This window comes from Pseudomonas sp. 14P_5.3_Bac1, assembly GCF_025466135.1.
Classification (GTDB): Bacteria; Pseudomonadota; Gammaproteobacteria; order Pseudomonadales; family Pseudomonadaceae; genus Aquipseudomonas.
Map to the genome: position 1 here is coordinate 14,181 of NZ_JANLOF010000061.1, position 16,973 is coordinate 31,153.

General features: G+C 61.4%; 19 protein-coding genes. 9 read left to right on the forward strand and 10 right to left on the reverse strand.

The window, feature by feature from the left end; translation table 11 throughout:
- Positions 1–63: 63 nt before the first annotated feature.
- Positions 64–1,098 carry a HoxN/HupN/NixA family nickel/cobalt transporter gene (locus NTD89_RS16435; RefSeq protein ID WP_262208622.1) on the reverse strand — a complete coding sequence of 345 codons (1,035 nt, stop codon included), beginning with the start codon at positions 1,096–1,098 and terminating at the stop codon, positions 64–66.
- Between the two features lie 118 nt (positions 1,099–1,216).
- Here NTD89_RS16435 and NTD89_RS16440 point away from each other — a divergent pair, with 118 nt between their 5' ends.
- Positions 1,217–1,768: a DUF924 family protein gene (locus tag NTD89_RS16440; RefSeq protein ID WP_262208623.1), complete on the forward strand. Its 552-nt coding sequence runs from the start codon at positions 1,217–1,219 to the stop codon at positions 1,766–1,768.
- Here NTD89_RS16440 and NTD89_RS16445 read toward each other — a convergent pair.
- Complete coding sequence (locus NTD89_RS16445; protein WP_262208625.1) at positions 1,765–3,198, reverse strand: lipase family protein; 1,434 nt, start codon at positions 3,196–3,198, stop codon at positions 1,765–1,767. The genes NTD89_RS16440 and NTD89_RS16445 overlap by 4 nt on opposite strands.
- 174 nt (positions 3,199–3,372) lie before the next feature.
- Here NTD89_RS16445 and yfcF point away from each other — a divergent pair, with 174 nt between their 5' ends.
- Positions 3,373–4,005: a glutathione transferase gene (gene yfcF, locus NTD89_RS16450; RefSeq protein WP_262208627.1), complete on the forward strand. Its 633-nt coding sequence runs from the start codon at positions 3,373–3,375 to the stop codon at positions 4,003–4,005.
- Between the two features lie 4 nt (positions 4,006–4,009).
- On the opposite strand, the gene NTD89_RS16455 is transcribed toward yfcF, so the two are convergent.
- On the reverse strand, positions 4,010–4,255 hold the full coding sequence (locus NTD89_RS16455; RefSeq protein WP_145164489.1) for a hypothetical protein: 246 nt from the start codon (positions 4,253–4,255) through the stop codon (positions 4,010–4,012).
- Between the two features lie 143 nt (positions 4,256–4,398).
- Between NTD89_RS16455 and NTD89_RS16460 the strand changes: the two genes are divergently transcribed.
- Positions 4,399–5,043 carry an ATPase gene (locus NTD89_RS16460; RefSeq protein WP_145164487.1) on the forward strand — a complete coding sequence of 215 codons (645 nt, stop codon included), beginning with the start codon at positions 4,399–4,401 and terminating at the stop codon, positions 5,041–5,043.
- A 46-nt stretch (positions 5,044–5,089) separates the two neighbouring features.
- The gene (locus NTD89_RS16465) at positions 5,090–5,431 is read left to right on the forward strand and encodes a hypothetical protein (RefSeq protein ID WP_145164486.1); all 342 of its coding nucleotides are present in this window, start codon (positions 5,090–5,092) and stop codon (positions 5,429–5,431) included.
- A gap of 131 nt (positions 5,432–5,562) precedes the next feature.
- On the opposite strand, the gene NTD89_RS16470 is transcribed toward NTD89_RS16465, so the two are convergent.
- Both NTD89_RS16470 and NTD89_RS16475 read right to left on the reverse strand, forming a co-directional pair.
- Entirely contained in the window at positions 5,563–6,309 is a 747-nt protein-coding gene (locus tag NTD89_RS16470) for a creatininase family protein (protein WP_119741790.1), read from the reverse strand.
- Between the two features lie 30 nt (positions 6,310–6,339).
- Positions 6,340–7,053, reverse strand: coding sequence for a murein L,D-transpeptidase catalytic domain family protein (locus NTD89_RS16475; protein WP_145164484.1), 714 nt, complete (start codon positions 7,051–7,053; stop codon positions 6,340–6,342).
- A 39-nt stretch (positions 7,054–7,092) separates the two neighbouring features.
- On the opposite strand from NTD89_RS16475, the gene NTD89_RS16480 reads away from it, so the two are divergent.
- Complete coding sequence (locus NTD89_RS16480) at positions 7,093–8,679, forward strand: murein L,D-transpeptidase (RefSeq protein ID WP_262208628.1); 1,587 nt, start codon at positions 7,093–7,095, stop codon at positions 8,677–8,679.
- A 55-nt stretch (positions 8,680–8,734) separates the two neighbouring features.
- On the opposite strand, the gene NTD89_RS16485 is transcribed toward NTD89_RS16480, so the two are convergent.
- Positions 8,735–9,274 (reverse strand): AAA family ATPase, encoded by a 540-nt coding sequence (locus NTD89_RS16485; RefSeq protein WP_262208629.1) that lies wholly within the window; start codon positions 9,272–9,274, stop codon positions 8,735–8,737.
- Positions 9,275–9,316: 42 nt separating this feature from the next.
- On the reverse strand, positions 9,317–10,357 hold the full coding sequence (locus tag NTD89_RS16490) for an alginate lyase family protein (RefSeq protein ID WP_262208631.1): 1,041 nt from the start codon (positions 10,355–10,357) through the stop codon (positions 9,317–9,319).
- A 109-nt stretch (positions 10,358–10,466) separates the two neighbouring features.
- On the opposite strand from NTD89_RS16490, the gene dapF reads away from it, so the two are divergent.
- The gene (dapF, locus tag NTD89_RS16495) at positions 10,467–11,267 is read left to right on the forward strand and encodes a diaminopimelate epimerase (RefSeq protein WP_262208632.1); all 801 of its coding nucleotides are present in this window, start codon (positions 10,467–10,469) and stop codon (positions 11,265–11,267) included.
- A gap of 54 nt (positions 11,268–11,321) precedes the next feature.
- The gene (locus NTD89_RS16500; RefSeq protein WP_262208634.1) at positions 11,322–12,527 is read left to right on the forward strand and encodes a TPM domain-containing protein; all 1,206 of its coding nucleotides are present in this window, start codon (positions 11,322–11,324) and stop codon (positions 12,525–12,527) included.
- Between the two features lie 4 nt (positions 12,528–12,531).
- Here the strand turns inward: NTD89_RS16500 and NTD89_RS16505 are convergent, their stop codons facing one another.
- Both NTD89_RS16505 and NTD89_RS16510 read right to left on the reverse strand, forming a co-directional pair.
- Positions 12,532–12,840, reverse strand: a complete 309-nt coding sequence (locus NTD89_RS16505) for a hypothetical protein (protein ID WP_262208636.1) — start codon at positions 12,838–12,840, stop codon at positions 12,532–12,534.
- 102 nt (positions 12,841–12,942) lie between these two features.
- Positions 12,943–13,437, reverse strand: coding sequence for a DUF1543 domain-containing protein (locus NTD89_RS16510; protein WP_262208638.1), 495 nt, complete (start codon positions 13,435–13,437; stop codon positions 12,943–12,945).
- A 106-nt stretch (positions 13,438–13,543) separates the two neighbouring features.
- Here NTD89_RS16510 and NTD89_RS16515 point away from each other — a divergent pair, with 106 nt between their 5' ends.
- The gene (locus tag NTD89_RS16515) at positions 13,544–14,365 is read left to right on the forward strand and encodes an aldo/keto reductase (protein WP_262208640.1); all 822 of its coding nucleotides are present in this window, start codon (positions 13,544–13,546) and stop codon (positions 14,363–14,365) included.
- Between the two features lie 54 nt (positions 14,366–14,419).
- Here NTD89_RS16515 and NTD89_RS16520 read toward each other — a convergent pair whose 3' ends face one another.
- The gene (locus NTD89_RS16520) at positions 14,420–14,935 is read right to left on the reverse strand and encodes an Hcp family type VI secretion system effector (protein WP_106577823.1); all 516 of its coding nucleotides are present in this window, start codon (positions 14,933–14,935) and stop codon (positions 14,420–14,422) included.
- Between the two features lie 477 nt (positions 14,936–15,412).
- Between NTD89_RS16520 and tssA the strand changes: the two genes are divergently transcribed.
- Positions 15,413–16,966: a type VI secretion system protein TssA gene (gene tssA / locus NTD89_RS16525; protein ID WP_262208641.1), complete on the forward strand. Its 1,554-nt coding sequence runs from the start codon at positions 15,413–15,415 to the stop codon at positions 16,964–16,966.
- The last annotated feature ends 7 nt before the right edge of the window (positions 16,967–16,973 follow it).

Consider the following 16,973-nt stretch of genomic DNA (forward strand, 5'->3'; position numbering starts at 1 on the left):
GGGAGGGGCTTGCCCGCGATTGCAGTGTGTCAGTCCCGAATGTGGCTGACCTGCTTCTCGACTTCAGGCGAGCCGGTCGAAGCCCTTCAAGCGGTACAGCAACACCGACGCCGCCCAGCTGGCGACGAAAATCCCGATGATGATGTAGCCGAGCATCCCGAAGCTGTCGTTCAGGTTGCCGATAAAGCCCCAGAAATCACCCTTGAGCTCCAACTGGTCGGCCATCAGCCCCAGCGCCTCGATGCTGCCGATGATCACCGCCACGACCACCGAGACCAAGGTAATGCTCATGTTGTAGTAGAGCTTGCGCAGCGGCTTCATGTACGCCCAGCCGTAGGCGCCGAGCATCAAGTGGCCGTCCAGCGTGTCAACCAGCGACATGCCGGCGCTGAACAGCAGCGGGAACACCATGATCGACCACGGCGATAAGCCCTGCGCCGCCTGCGTGGCGGAGATGCCCAGCAGGGCGATTTCGGTGGCGGTGTCAAACCCCAGGCCAAACAGAAAACCCAGCGGGTACAGGTGCCAACTGCGGCTGATCAGGCGAAACAGCGGGCGGAAGATTCGCGCCATGAAACCGCGGTCGGCCAGCAGCAGGTCAACATCCTCATCGACGTAGGCGCCGCCCTCGCGCACGTGGCGCCAGGCCTTGTAGATCGACCGCAGGATGACCAGATTCATCAGCGCGATCACCAGCAAAAAGACCGCCGACACTGACGTGCCGATCACACCGCCAACCGCCTTGAACGCCTCGACATGGGCGGCTGTAAGTGCCACGCCAATGGAGGCCAGCACCACCACCGACGAATGCCCCAGAGAGAAAAAGAACCCCACCGCCACCGGGCGTTTGTGCTCTTGCATAAGCTTGCGGGTGGCGTTGTCGATGGCGGCAATATGATCGGCATCCACCGCGTGGCGCAGGCCGAAACTGTAGGCGAGCAGGGCAGTGCCCAGTAACACGGGGTGCTGATGAAACGCCGCCAGCGCCCAGAGCCAGGCGCCGACGTTAATGGCGACCAAAATGCCGTAAATGCCAAACAGCTTGGTGCGCACGTGGCCATTGGAATCACTGAAAACCTGGGCAAGACGGTGAATCATCCGGTAAACCCTATGTGCGATGGCACGACCGCTGCGAAGCAGGAGCGGCTCCAGAGCGGAAACTTAATGGATTCTGCCGGCGTCAATGATGAAATCTGCAAGCCAATGGGAGGTAATGATGTCGAGCATCAACGGGCAACCGGCCGAGGCGGTGATCGAGTTCTGGAAGCAGGCAGGCCCCAAGCGCTGGTTCGCCAAGCACGACGCGTTTGACGCGGCCTTTCGCGACACCTTCCATGCCACGCATATGCAAGCGGCCCGGCGCGAACTGGAGGGCTGGCTGGATTCGGCACACGGCGCGCTGGCCTTGCTGATCCTGCTGGATCAATACCCGCGCAATGCCTTTCGTGGCACCGCGCACATGTTTGCCACCGACCCGCTGGCGCGCTTGTACGCGCGGCGGATGGTCGATGCTGGCCTGGACCAATTGATCGCGCCCGAGCTGCGGGCGTTCTGTTACTTGCCGTTCGAGCATTCGGAAGACCCCGCCGATCAGCAGCGCTCGTTGGTGCTGAACCAGCAGCTGGATGCCAGCACCTACCATTGGGCCAAGGAGCATGCCGCGATCATCGAGCGGTTTGGGCGCTTTCCACACCGTAATGAAGTGTTGGCCAGGGGCACCACGGCGCAAGAGCGTGAGTTTCTCGATAAAGGCGGTTTTGCCGGCTAAGCCTGCGTCAGGCTTTCCTTGGCGCGCGCCGGGCGCAAGCGCCGCAGGCCCTTGAGGTCAACGGCCCAGCGCAACGCTTCGGTGGCTGACGGACGCGGACCCTGGGTGATTGCGTGCTCATCCGTGGAGAGCGCACCGAGGTAACCTTGGGCACCGCCGCGCTCACTCCAGTAGTGGGTGTGGCTGAGCCATGAGCGGGCGAGCCAGCCTTTGCGCGAGCCCACGGTTACCGGCAAATCCAGCACGCCTGCGCCCATCACCGGGCTGACCGGGCCTGCGACGATGTCGCCAAACAGGCCATAGGGCGCGGGAAAGTAGAGGTTGGTCCAGCGCGTCACTGCAAATGCTGCCGCGTGGTGCAAATACTGGGGCGTGAAGGGTTTCTGGCCGAGCATCACCGGATGACGGGCGTTGTAGCCGTAGCCCTTTTCGTCCTGAGTGGGCGGGCAGGCGGGGGCTTCGCGGCGCTCCATGCGTTTTTGGAAGTCACTGACGCTGCGCCCCAGCAACAGGCTCGCGTGGGCCATCGGGCTGCCGACGGTTACCAGATCGGTAATGCGCCACGGGTTGCCCAGGCCGCGCTGCTCGATAAAGGCTTCGGTCTGCTGCTCGCGAAATTTCAAAATGCTGCCTAGGCTGCCGTCAAGCGCGGCGCCGGCGTTGGGCAGCGTGTCCTTGATGACCGGCTGCAGCGCTTCGTGATTGGCATAACGGCTGGCGAGTTCGCGGTTGCTTGGAATGACTTGGGTCAGCTGATCGTGATGTTCGTGCCACAGATAACCGACGATGTCGTAGGCGATCACGCTGCCCAAACTGTGGCCGACCACGATGATGCGGTCGTAATCGCCTTTGTTGTGCAGGGCCCGCAGCAATGCCACGCCGTCGGCGCGAATCTGCTCGCGCACCACCACGTTCTGCGGGTTGGGGCTCAGGTAACGGGCGGCGTCGCCCAGGTAGGACAGGGCCGAGTAACGCAGCGCCAGGCCGATAGCGCCGAGCAGCAACGGCACCAGCGCGAACGGGTTGTCGCCGTGATCGAACTGGCCCCAGGCCGTGGCGAGGGTGCCGCTGGCGATCAGCAGCACCAGCAGCATCACCGTCCAGCGCGTGGTGCGCCAGATCGGCACGATGGCGTCGGGAATATCGCGGCGTGGGCGCTTGAAGATGTCCCAGAGCCAACTGAGCAGGTGGCCGACTTTGGTGCCCTGCATCTTGTGGGCCCAGTAGTACTCGTAGAAATCCGTGCTGGTGCGGCCGGACGACTTCAAGACGCGCAGGTCGAAATTGCGTGACAGCCGATCCGGCTTGCTCCAGTAGAAGGGCGTGCCGTCGGGCGTGTCGGCGGGAATCATGGCATCCACAAAGCCATGCAGGGTGTCCATCGGGCGTTGCTCGCCGATGCCGTGTATGACGACAACTGCTTGTTTCATAAGCTGATCGTTCCTTGAAAGCTTCGAATGGCGGGGCGTTTTCGCAAACTAGCGAATCGATGCGATATTGCCACTATCGAGGCTATTCCCGCCAGGAATGCCCCCATAAAAAACCGCCATTGTCTTTATTGCCCCGCCTCTCGTAGCGTGGGTGCTCACCCAAGGAGACCTGCCATGCACCCGCACCCGTTACGCCTCTATGTGGATTCCCAGTTCACCAGCCCCTACGCGATGTCGGTGTTTGTCACCCTGCGCGAAAAAGGCCTGGCGTTCGACATGCTCACCCTGGACCTGAACACCGCGCAAAACCAGACGGCGGACTTTACCCAACTGTCGCTGACCCAGCGTGTGCCGACGTTGGTGGAAGGCGAGTTTGCCCTGTCGGAATCTTGCGCTATCACTGAATACCTGGAACAGGTCTATCCCGAAACGCCGGTGTACCCGGCTGACCCACAGCAGCGGGCGAGGGCGCGGCAGGTTCAGGCGTGGTTGCGCAGTGATTTGCTGGCGATCCGTCAGGAGCGCTCGACGCTGGTGGTGTTTTACGGGCAGAAGATGCCGCCGTTGTCGCCCGCCGCCGAAGCGGCCGTACGCAAGTTGTTCAGTGCGACGCAGACGCTGTTGGCCGGCAACCCACCGTACCTGTTCGGCGAGTGGTCGATTGCCGACCTTAACCTGGCGGTGATGCTCAATCGCCTGATCCTCAACGGTGACAGTGTGCCCACCGAATGGGTGGACTACGCGCAGCGCCAATGGCAGCGGCCGTCAGTGCAGGCATGGGTCAACCTGCAACGCCCAGCGCTCTAAGGGTTTACATCCATTCCTGGGACACGCGCCGGTCGAGGTCTTCCCAGTCCGCCATGCCCAGTACTCGGGTGGTGTTCAAGCCCCGCAGGTAGCCGCGCAATTGCTGGGCGCTGGCGTAACGCTGGTCGGCGTCGGCGGCCTCGTCCTGCAGCACGTCTTCATAATCGACCAGGTAATCGGCGACCCGCTCGCGAAACTCCGGCAGTACGGCTTCGCGGATGCGGTCGAAGGTTTTCTGGTGGGGCTTCATGGCGTGGTCCTTATAGTTTTATAGAGGTCGGGAGACGCGACACTATCGGTTCAAATGATAGTCACCATCAAGCATCGCAAGTTCTGTTTTTATGCCAAAAGCGCAGAATCAGCGCATCGAGACGCTGATCAAGGAAATGCGCGATGAGGACGATTATCCAACTGGGTTTAATGATGCTGATGTTCGGCAGTGTGGTTCTGACCAGCCCCGCATTTGCTGATGATCTGCCTACGGGCCATTTGCTGCCACTCGTCGGTAGCGTAGACTCCCTGCAGCGCGCGCAGTCGGTGGGTGTGCTGTACAGCGAAAACACCCGCGACAACCTCAGTTACCTTGAACGCTACCACGCCATGGCCATGAACGGCGCCAAGGATGCCCTTGACGGGCGCATCCGCGAGGCGTTCGTCAACAGCTCCGACCCGGAACTGGCGATTGATTGGCTGATGAGTTCATTGCAGGGCACGTTTCGCATCGTCACGGTCTACAGCAGCCTGGATGAGCTGGTGCAGGCTCACCCGGATGTGGTGGTGATGCTCGATACCCATAACCAATTGCTGACCCAGCGTAACGATCAGGTCGAGGCGCGTTTTGTGGCGCGGTTCTATGACGCCGACCTGCAATACATCGCCAAGGCTGAAGGCTCGGTGCACAAACAGGTGCCGTCGGTATGGGTGCATGACAAGGCGGCCCCGGACATTGCCGCGCAGATTGAACAACAGCGTGATGTACAGCTCGATGCCTTGAAGCAGTTTGATGCGTCGCTAAAGGCCCTGGTCCGCGCGGGATGACGCGCGGATCGTTGTGAACCCTATTTGGTTATTTTCAGGAATGTTTATGCGCTCTTTTTTCGTCCCGGCCCTGGCTTTTGCTTCGTTGTTGCTGACCGGTTGTATCACGGCTCCCAACGCTCCAAGCTTGACCCTGCAAACCGACAAAACCCCTGAAGGCTATGTGCAGTGCGTAGTGCCCAAGCTTGAAAAACGCGGCATCACCTCGACGGTGACGCAGAACTCGCGCCACGCCAAGGTGGTGTTGACCAGCAAGATTGCTGCCGATGATGTGCTGGAGGCCTACAAGTCCCAGGACGGCACCAAGGTGTTCCTGTACGAGCGCAAGCCACTGGCCTCGGCAATCAAACCGTCGCGGCTGGAGCTGGCGGCGCAGGACTGCAAATAATCCAGGCACGCCTGGGGGTTTGAATGTGTGGAGCGGGCTTGCTCGCGAAGGCGGCGTATCAGTCGATACATTTATTGACTGATCCACCGTTTCGCGAGCAAGCCCGCTCCCACATTTGCGATGGGCCGGGCCTAGGGTTTTGCTTCGCTGCTGAAGGTGTTCACGGTCTTGACCAGCCCCTTGGCTGCCAACGCCACCAACTCACCGCCTTTTTCCACCGTCGCCAGCGCCGGGTCCGAACCCATTCGCCCGTCGGGGAAGCGGGCGCGGAAGTCCAGCGCTTCGCGGATCGGCCCGGTATTGGCGATTTGCGGAGAATACTCGGCGGACTTGATCGATTGCGGGTACGCCCACTGCGTCACCGCAATTTCTGACGGCGTGGCATGGCTGCCGTGGCCCACCGGGAATTGGCGTTGAGCCAAATCGTGCACGCCTTCCAGGTCCCACCAGTTCACCAGCTTGAGCGCGAAACCGGCGGGGCGGCGGGCAAAACTGGCTTCGGCGTACAGCTCGGAAAACGCCGCTTCAATGGTGGCGATATTGCCGCCGTGGCCATTCAGGAACAGGATCTTCTCGAAACCGTGCCCGGCCAGCGAGCGCACCCAGTCGCCAATGGCGGCGATAAAGGTGGAAGGGCGCAGGGAAATGGTGCCGGGAAAACCCAGGTGGTGCTGGGCCATGCCGATGTTGAAGGTCGGGCCGATCAGGATGTCGGCGTTCTTCTGCGCCTCGTGGGCGATGATCTCCGGGCACATCCAGTCGGTGCCCAGCAGGCCGGTGGGGCCGTGTTGTTCGTTGGATCCGATGGGAATCACCACCGTGCGGCTGCGTTCCAGAAACTGCCCGATCTCGATCCAGGTGGAGGTATGTAGAAGCATGCGGCGCTCTCTTTTATCTGTGGGGACAGGCTAACCACCACGGATTGTACGACTACTCGCCACTTGTTGGGGTTTGCAGTTCAGATACGTCGATGACTTCAACCAGCGCTGGTCCGGGTACCAGGAAAACATGAACTGCCCATCCTTGAGTTTATCCACCACCTGGCGCGCCACTTGCGGGCGCACCGCCGGGCAACCCTGGCTGCGGCCGATGCGGCCTTCGCGCTTGCTCCACGCCGGGTTGACGTAGTCGGCGGCATGAATCACCAGCGCACGGTCGCGTGCCTGGTCATTGAAACCGGGCTCCAGGCCGTCCATGCGCAACGAGTAGCCGTGGGCGCCGAGGTAACTTTCCTGGGTGCGAAACAAGCCCAGGCTGGACTGATGGCTGCCTTCGAGATTGGAAAATTGCGTGGCGAAGTTTTCCCCGGACTTGGCACCGTGGGCCACCAGGTCGCGCAACACGAGGGTCTTTTTGCGCAAATCGAAAATCCATAACCGACGGGCGGTCGAGGGTTGGGAGTAGTCAATAACCGCTAGGCGCTCTGACCGTTCCTCGCCGTTATTGACCGCGCACTGCACCGCGCTCAGGGCGCTTTTCAGTACGGCGGGATTGAGTTCTGGAGCCGAGCGCGCCAGGCTGCTATACAAGTTAGGAGGATTCCCATTGGCGGCGAGCGCAAAATTGCTCAACGTTGCCAGCGTGACGGTGATCAAACCGAAGCGACACATAAAAGTCAGCATCTACAAAGCGTCCCCCGCTGTGGATTGGAGCCAAGTCAATTGTTCAAAAAACACGCATGTTACTTGAGCATTTGCCTGCTCGTTGCACCACTGGTCGCGACGGCTGATGAGCTGCCGATGGGCGCCGTGCCGGTTATTTCCGTCAGTCCGGTGCAACAGGCCCTCGCGCAGTTGCCCAGTGTGTGCCCCAGCCTCGCCCCGCAGATCGACGCCGCAGCCCTGGCGCGCCTGCAGGCGTTCTATCAGCAGCAGGGTGATGGGCCGCTGTGGTCTGGCGAAGAACGCCGCCAAGCCTTGCACACCCAGTTGCTGACGCTGGCCGACGACGGCCTGGACCCCAGCCACTATAGTCTGCCCACGGCGGATGCCACGGCCAACGTGCTGTGCAGCGACATCGACACCAGCCGCCAGTACCTGCAAGCCCTGCAGGATTTGCATTACGGGCGCCTGCAGCAATCGCGCTTCGAGCCGTTGTGGCATTCCCAGCCACCCGCCCGCGACCCGAATACCGACGTGCTGGCCTTCGCCGGCGCCGGCCTGCAAGACATGGCGCAAGCCTTTGACCAGGCGCGGCCCAGCGCCGATCTGTACCGCAGCCTGCGCAATGCCTATGCCTCGGTGCGCCTGCAACCGTTGCCGCATTGGGACCCGGTTGCCAGCGGGCCACTCTTGCGTCCCGGCATGGAAGACCCGCGCGTGCCGGAACTGGCGCGGCGCCTGCACAGCGGTGGCTACCTGGCCAAAGTGCCCAGCGGCACTGGCAAGCAATACCGCGACGAGCTGGTCAAGGCAGTCAAGGCCTTCCAGGCCAGCCACTCGTTACAGGCCGACGGCGTGATCGGCGCCGGCACCGTGGCCGAACTCAACATCAGCCCGGCGATGCGCCGCGACCAACTGCGTATCAACCTGGAGCGCTTTCGCTGGCTCGCCCAGGACCTTGAGCCTGAAGGCGTGCTGGTCAACGTAGCCGCCGCGCAATTGAGCGTTTACCAGAGCGGCATTCCGGTGTGGCAAACCCGCCTGCAAGTCGGGCGCGCGGAGCGTCAGACGCCGCTGCTCAAATCGCGCATCACCCGGTTGACGCTGAACCCCACCTGGACCATCCCGCCCACCATCATGCGCGAGGACAAGCTCCCGGCTATCCGTCTGAACCCCGAATACCTGCGCCAGCAAAACCTGCAAGTGCTTGACGCCCAGGGTCACCCCCTGGCGCCCGATCAAGTCGACTGGTCGCGCCCCGGCAACATTCTCCTGCGCCAGGAGGCCGGCCCGCGCAACCCATTGGGCAAGATCGTGATGCGCTTTCCCAACCCGTACTCGGTGTACCTGCACGACACGCCCAGCCAACCGTTGTTCACCAAAGGCCCACGGGCGTTCAGTTCGGGGTGTGTGAGGGTGGAACAGCCGTTGCTGCTGCGTGATCTGCTGGTGAGCCCGGCCGAACGCGCTCGCACCGATGAACTGCTGGCAACCGGCGTGACCCATGAGTTCAGGCTCGCCACGCCGGTGCCGGTGTTGCTGGGGTACTGGACAGTCGAAGTCGATCGCCAGGGCGGCCTGGTCTACGCGCCGGATATTTATGGGCGCGATCCAGTGTTGATGAAGGCGATGGGAGCAGTGCTTTAAAAAATGCCACCTACGCAGGGCGAGGGCGCTTGCCCTTGGTTGGACTGCGCGGCCGTCACCCCTTTAGCGCCCCATCGGGCGCCAGCGCATTCGCCTCGGGTTTGAGGTGCGCCAGGATCAACGCCACCGCCTGATCTGCTGTCACATGGGCGGTATCGACCGTCAGTGGCTTTTGATCCCAGGCCTCATATTCATGCGCCGATACGGACCGCCAGTCGGGCGGAGTCAGGCCGGGAATATCCCCCGCACGCTGTTCAACACGGCGTTGATGTTCTCGCTCATCAGAGCAAATCACCTGGATATCAACCCACGCGGCGCCTGCTTGAATCGCCACCGCTTTCCACGCCTCGCGGCTTTCCCTGACCGGGTTCACACCGTCTGCGACGACGGTGTGCCCCAAGCGCAAATTGCTCAACGCCAGCGCATTGGCCACGCCGTAGCCGCTGGCACCTACACCTTGCGCTAACACGCCCGCGTCCCGAAGCGCCTGTTCGATCACATCGATGCGCAAGTAGGCGGCACCGATCTGGCGCGCCAGTTGGCTGGCAATCGCGGTCTTGCCGGTGCCGGGCAGGCCGCTGAATACAACAAGCATGGTCAATCCCTTGAAAGAGCAACCCGGCCAGTCTAGCCGCGCTTACGGCAAATAGCAGGCACTGATCCAATCGGCCGGGTGGGCGGCCAATTGCGTCGCCACAGGCAGGTAGCGCTTGTCCAGTTGCGCCGCCAGCCAGAACAGCGTGGCGCTGCTTTTGGGCTCCCAGGTGCCGCTGTAGCCGGCTTCGCCCACCCCGGCGCGGTCCTTGTCGAATTGCACGTGGGTGTGCACGAACTCCTGGTGGCTGCGCTGGCCATTGGCATACGGCACCAGCCAATCGAGGGCGGCCCCCAGGGACGCGCCATTGGCCTTGAGGTTCAGCCAGTCGCCGCCATAGGGTTTGGCCGCCAGGGCAGCTTGCACCAGAGGCTCAAGGTCGTAGACCACGTAGTGCAGGGCATCGCGGTCGTGAAAATCGGTGACCGAGCCATCGGGCAACACATTGTCGGCCATCTGCTGTTTGAACACCTGGTGGGCCTGCTCGAGCATCGTCCGGTCGCCCAGTGCAGCGGCGGCCACCGTGATCAACTTGACGCGATGGCTTTGCCAGTTGTTGGTTTGCGTGCCTTTGTTCTGGCCGTGGAACTGCTGGATACGCGCGAGGTAGCCGTTACCCAGATCACTGATCAAGCGGCGGCTGGCTGCGCGGGTTTCCAGGCGCAGGTTATCGGCAGTCAGCGCATAGGCATTGATCAGCTGGTCGAGGTTGGTTTCGTCAATCGGGTTGAAGTCCGGTTGGTACACATCGGCCCAGGCGCCAAGGTAGTCGTCGACTTGCCTGAGGTAACGTGGGTCGCCGCTCAACCGCCACGCCAGCGCGGCCTGGCGCATCACCGGCCAGTCTTTTTCGGCGGCAATGCTTTGCTCGCGAATGCCGTGGTGGGGCAGTGTGCCTTCAGTGTGCACATGGGCCAGGGGGTTGGGACGGTCAGCCAGGTGCCGTTCTGCGGCGGCCAGCAGCGCCTTGGCCGTCGACTTCGAGGCGCTCGGCTGGCACAGGCTGGGAGGCTGGGTGGCCGCCAGGGTCGCGTGGGAAAACGCGAGCAGCAGTGCGGTCAAAGCGAAGAGGTTTTTTTTCATGGCGGGCTCTGCCGGATCAAAACGCACACACGCTAACATGCGGTCGAATCGGTCTGGATGAAACTGCCGTATGCTCACCCTCCCATCGCACTCACCCACCGGACAACCCATGACATTGCCCTTTGTGAAGATGCATGCCCATGGCGATGATTTCATCATCATCGACCGCCGTGGCCAGGACGACCCGATCACCGCGCAGGTCGCCCGCCGTTTGGGCGACCGCCACACCGGCATCGGTTTCAATCAGCTGGCGGTGATCCTCGACGGCGTTGACGCCGCCGCGCGTATCAAATTCTGGAACCCCAACGGCACGCCGCTGCAAACCTGCGGCAGTGCCACGCGAGGTGTCGCCGACCGCTTGATGCACGAAGCCGGCACCGATTCGATTGTGCTGCGCACCGACCGTGGCCTACTGACGTGCGTACGCGCGGCGGGCCAGCGGGTGTCGGTGGACATGGGCGCGCCGTCGCTGGAGTGGTCGTCAGTACCGCTGGCCGCCGCTATGCAGACCCTTCTCTTGCCGATCAAGGGCGACCCGGCGGCGTGCAGCATGGGCAACCCGCACTGTACGTTTTTTGTCGATGACCTCGCCGCCATCGACGTGGCAGCCGTAGGTCCGGCGCTGGAAACCCATGCGCTGTTCCCGGCCAGGACCAATGTGCATTTCGTGCAGGTGCTGGACCGCGCGCATGTTCGTCTGCGCATCTGGGAGCGCGGCGGCGGCGTGCCGCTGGGTTCCGGTTCGTGTTGCTGCGCCGCGGTGGTCAACGGGATCCGGCGCGGCCTGCTGGATGACACGGTGCAGGTGCAGTGCGACGGCGGCACGGTCACGGTGCAGTGGGACGGGCAGGGCGGTGTGGTATTGACCGGCAGCGTGCAGCCGATCATGCAGGGCACGGCCTACGTGTGAACGTTTCAATAAGGTAAAGTCGGCGCCTTCAGGATGAAACTTCAGGTATCAAACATGATGGCGATGCTGCGGCAATCCGTGTTGAGTCTACTGGCGCTGATGTTCATCGGCCTGCTGAGCACTGCCCAGGCGCAGACCTCGCCCATCGGCGTCGCCCTCGACCAGCGGGTGATCGACCTCACCAATACCCTCGACGCCAGCATCACCACGCGCCTCAAAGACCAACTCGCCGCCCTTGAACAGCGCAAAGGCGCGCAAGTCGCGGTACTGCTGGTGCCCACTACCGGCGGCGCGAGTATCGAGGATTATGCCAATCAACTGTTCCGCGCCTGGAAGCTGGGGCGCAAGGACGTCAACGACGGCATCCTGCTGGTGGTGGCGAAAGACGACCATACGGTACGCATCGAGGTGGGCTATGGCCTGGAAGGCACGGTCACCGATCTGTTGGCCCATCGCATCATCGAAGAACACATCACGCCGGCGTTTCGCCAGGGCGACTACGCGGGCGGCGTGCAACAAGCGGTCAATGACTTGACTGTGCTGGTGGACGGCGGCGACCTGCCAGAGCAGGCCGCGCCGCAGGTTAACCCGCAGATCATCGCAGTACTGCTGGCATTTATCGCGGGCGCCATCGGCGGTGTGCTGATCGCTGCCGGCAAGCTGCACTGGCGCCGTGCGCTGATCGCCACCGTCGTGGTGACGGTGTTGCTGACGATTTATGCCGGCGGTCATGAGTGGCCGCTATACCTGCTGGTACTTGCGCTGACCCTGCTGATCGGCGGCGCCACGTTCGGCGCCCTGTGGCTGGCGCGCGCGGTGTTTTACTGCGTGGTGGGCGCGCTGGCGTATATCGTCGGGTTGCTGGTGGTGGACCACTTTGTGGCGGTCAACTTCGTACACTGGCTGGCGTTGCCGTTTGGCGGCGCCTTGGTGCTGGCGTTGTACGTGGGGCTGTTCTTCGTCATCCGCGAGTCCTGGAAGACCAAACCACGCTTTTTTTTCGTGCGTGCGTTGGCCGTCGCGGCGGTTTATGTGGCGGTCGGTTTTATGCTTGGGCACGGCTACCAGGGCTGGATCCTGGCGATACCGGCGGCCTCGGTCGTGGCGTTCATTGTCTTTATCCAGAGCATTTCCGATGGCGGCTCGGGGTCGGGCGGAGGGTCTGGTTCGAGTTCCGGCAGCTCCGGTTCCAGCTCCAGCAGCAGCTCGTCCGGTGGCGGCGGTTCCAGTGGCGGCGGTGGTGCGTCGGGCAGTTGGTAAGCCGTTAGCGCGGCTTGTAGCCCACCCAGCCCTTGAAACTGAAGCCGGTATAGAACAGCTCCACGCCTTCGAAGCCGGCTCGGCTGATCAAGGCAGCGTCCTCCTCGGGAGACAGCACCGGCAACTGTGCGCTGATCGCCGCTATCGCCCGCTCGGCATCCGCCGCGGGCACGCCGCAGTCCACGGCAAACGCGGCGTAGCGTTTCAGCCAACGGGCTTTTTCCTGCGCTGCCTGCGGGAAACTGTGGTGTGCCACGATCAGCGGCGCGCCCGGCAATAAGGCGCTGAACAGGGCGATAAAGGCTTTATGCATGGCGGACCCACCTTGAGTTGTGCGTGTTATCAGGTCGGGGACTGATTGCACTGTCAGGCAGGTCGAGGGTGGGCGCCATACCCCGTTCGGGTAGGGATAACCTCAGGGCAGGACGATGTAGTCGTTCTGTTGCACGATTGGCCTGTGCGAACCTTGCACCAAGTGCAGGTAGCGACCGTCGACCAGGTCGATGGGCAGGCAGTCGTCAATATCCATCACGCCGTCGGTATGGGCCTGGGACCAATGGCGCAGCATCTGCTGTTTCCCCTTGCTCTTCGCTTCCTTTTTGTCGCGGGCGACCACCAGCAAATAGTGATGGGCTTCGCCGAAAGCGTTGGCTTCGTAGCCGCCCAGGTTGATGAAGTACAGATGGTGCGCGCCGGCAGGCGGGGCCAAGTGGCTGAGTTCAACTTTCCAGCCATCAACGCCATCCACTGCCATCCATGAGTCGATGTGCACACTCTTGGGGCTGCCGAACCAACCATCGCGCAATTGCGGGTAGGTGTCTTGCAGTGTGTTCGCTACAGCGAACACCACATCGTGAACTTCAATTCTGGCCCGCGGGTGCTTGCCCCCGAGCATCACGACAAACAGCATTGCAGGTCCTTCCTGGCGACTTTTCAGAGGGCAACCATACTTCGATTGAACCCTTTTGTCCGCCCAATGCCACATTGTTAATCCGCGAACTCATCAGGAGGTTGTCATGCGCACCATCGATCTGGCCGGCGTTCCCGTCCCTGTCATCGGCCAGGGGACCTGGCGCATGGGTGAAAACCCGGACCGGCGCAGCGCCGAGGTTGCCGCGTTGCAGTTGGGTATCGACGAGGGCATGACCCTGATCGATACCGCCGAAATGTATGGCGAAGGCGGAGCCGAGGAAGTGGTCGGCGAAGCCATTCGCGGTAAACGTGATCAGGTGTTCCTCGTCAGCAAGGTCTATCCGCACAATGCCAGTCGCAAGGGCGTGCCCCGTGCCTGCGAAGCCAGCCTGCAGCGCCTGGATACCGATTACATCGACCTGTATCTGTTGCACTGGCGGGGCCAGTATCCCCTCGAAGAAACCGTCGAAGCCTTCGAAACATTACGTCAGGCCGGCAAGATCGGCCGTTGGGGCGTCTCCAATTTTGACGTGGCAGATCTGCAGGAACTTGCATCCCCGGCGTGTGCAACCAACCAAGTGCTCTACAACATTGAAGAGCGCGGTATCGAGTTCGACTTGCTGCCATGGTGGCAACAGCACCATTTGCCGCTGATGGCTTACTGCCCGATCGCCCAGGGGGGTGAGTTGTTGTCCAGCCCGACGCTCAAGCAGATCGCCCGTCGCCATGAGGTCACGCCCGCTCAAGTATCCCTTGCCTGGGTGTTGCGTCAGGACGGCGTGATCGCAATTCCCAAGGCTGTTACGCCCGAGCATGTGCGGCTCAACGCCGGTGCCGCGAACCTCAAGCTCGATGAGCACGATCTGGACGCGATCGATCGCGTGTTCGGCGCACCCAAGCGCAAGCATCCGCTGGCAATGGTCTAGCCAACCAAGCAGGCGCGGCGCCGTCCCTGGCGGCCGCTTCTGCCTGAGCCGATGTTAGCCGGCTACCGGACTACGCCAGTCGTCCGAGCCTGAAGTGCCGGCGACTTCGTGGGTCCAGACGATCTTGCGGTAAGTGAAATACACATCCTCCAAATGAGTGAAATGAGCGTTGTCCGGGTCCTGGCAGTTGGGCATCCGCGATTGAATGTCCACGATGGTTGCGCCTTCCAGTTCGGTGGTGAAGTAATGCTCCTGGGTGCCAGCCGAGGAGGTACGGAACCATTCCAGGCGACATGACACTTCTTCACCCGTGGTCAGCGCGCTGAAGAGCAGCGGTGAAGACTTGTCGAAGACCTTGCTGACCATCAGAGGCTTATGAACCCTTTGGCCGGTCGGCTGGCCCGATTGTGGGTCGCGGGGAATGATCACCTGGTGGGCAAACGCCTGCACGAGGATCTGATCCTCATGACCTTCCTGATAAATATTGCCTACCGAGTCCTGAGTAAATGTGCCTGCCGTGATCAAGCCTTGCTTGACACCGGTGATAGTGAGGTACGCGGGTGTTGGCATGACTGGTTTCCTTGCCTGATTGAGTAGGTAATCCCGACGGCGTGTTTGCCATCGGGCAATTGCCTATAACAAAAAGCGTGCCTGAAATAATGAGAGCCAATGGAATAAAGGGGTTGGGAGGGTTGTTGGTTTAAATATATGAAAGTTGTCGTCGATAGGCGCTTATTTTCGTGTTGATGTTTGCGCGAGTGTGCGCAGTTAGTTGCTCATGTTGTTTTATTAAATGAATACACGGGTGCGCAAGGTATTCGGTTTTATCAATGCGCTTGAAGTGCGCAAATAGCTGCGCAGGCCCGTTTTTATTGGCTTTGTAGGAAAATACTTAAGTGCGGGTTGACCGCTTGATGATTGATTGTTGTATGGCTAAGGTTCGCCTACTTCGTCACGTGCTGAACGAAGATTAATTGGCCTTCTAATGCGTATGTGGATTGCGGTTAGTTTGTCGCCCTTGCCTTGAACAGTTATGTGCGGACCGGAATGGTTTATTCAGACACGCTCTACGCTTATCACCTTGAACTTGCGCGCTTACCCTGTTCGTCAGGGGGCTTTGCCGGCTGTGATATGCGTTTTTCGAGTGAGTATGAAGCCCTGGAGTCCGAACTCGGCAAGGCACATTCGATACATGGTGCAGGCGTGCCGGATTGGCAGCGCGTCAGCGAGCTCGGCGAGCGGGTTTTGCGTGAGCACTCCAAGGATCTGCGCGTCGCCGTCTGGTTGACTTGGGCGTTGCACCAGCGCGATTCATTCCCCGGGCTTCTGGCAGGCCTCGGCGTACTGCTTCATCTGTGCAAGCATCACTGGGCGATTGTCTACCCTGCTAAATCACGTACGCGTATGGCTGCGTTTGGTTGGCTGGTGTTGCGGCTTGACCCCCTGTTCACGAAGCATCTTTCACTTACCGATCAAGTGCCATTGTTTCAGGCGCTTTTGGAACACCTGGAAAGTCTCGACGAGCTGTGGCGTGAACATCTGGGGGACGACGCGCCCTTGTTGTTACCGATCCGCAGGCAACTGTCGGAGCGTTTGGCGCTTGCCCTGCAGGGCGGTTCCGAGCCACGTGGTGTTGCGGGTGCCATCGCTCAGGTCAAGCAGGTGGCAACGCAGCTGCTGAGGCCTGAACAGCCGGTCAACAACGAAAAAGACGCGCAAAAACTGTTGCGGGCATTGCAGGAGCAGGCTCGGCCACTGTGCGCCTGGTGGCTGCGCCAGAGTGCCACTGATCTGCGTGCCTTGCGCCTGAGCCGCACCCTGGCCTGGCTGGCGCTTACCAACTATCCCGACGCCAACAGTGAGCGAATAACCGCTTTGCGCGGGCTTCCTCACGACAAACTCAAACGCTACCAGAACCGTCTGACCCAAGGTCATCACGCCGACCTTTTGCTTGAGCTTGAAGCGAGCCTGGCCGGTGCGTTGTTCTGGTTTGACGGGTTGCGTATGGCCTGGGAGTGCCTCGAAGCCCTGCAGGCAGAGTGGGCCATGACCGAGCTGGAAATGAATTTTGCGTTGTTGCTGCAGCGCCTGCCGAGTCTGCCGGAGTTCAGGTTTGATGACGGCACCCCATTTGCCGACCCCGCGACGTGCGATTGGATCACGCTCCACGTCCTTCGCCACGTACATAAAGCCGAGCCTTCAACCGCCGTCATTGACGCCGGAAACGAGCCCTGGGAGACGGCCTTGCAGGCCGTTATGTCCAGGCTGCGCAAAGAGGGCCTGAAGGCGGCGATTGCCACGCTCAAAGAAGGACTGCACGCCGCCCGCGGCGACCGGACCCGCTTTCATTGGCGATTGGCGCTGGCCAGATTATGCATACGAGCAGGCAAACACGAACTGGGCAGGATCCAGCTCGAACAACTGGACCTTGAATTACAACAGGCGGGCCTGGAGCGCTGGGAGCCAGAACTGGCCTTTCAAGTCTCCCGGCTCCTGTATCGCTGTTATGACCTTTTGCCACAAGACCATGCCGTGCGCGAGCGCAAGGAAGTCACCCATCGCAGGTTGTGCCACTTCGATCTTGAAGCGGTGCTTGATTAGGCTCGCG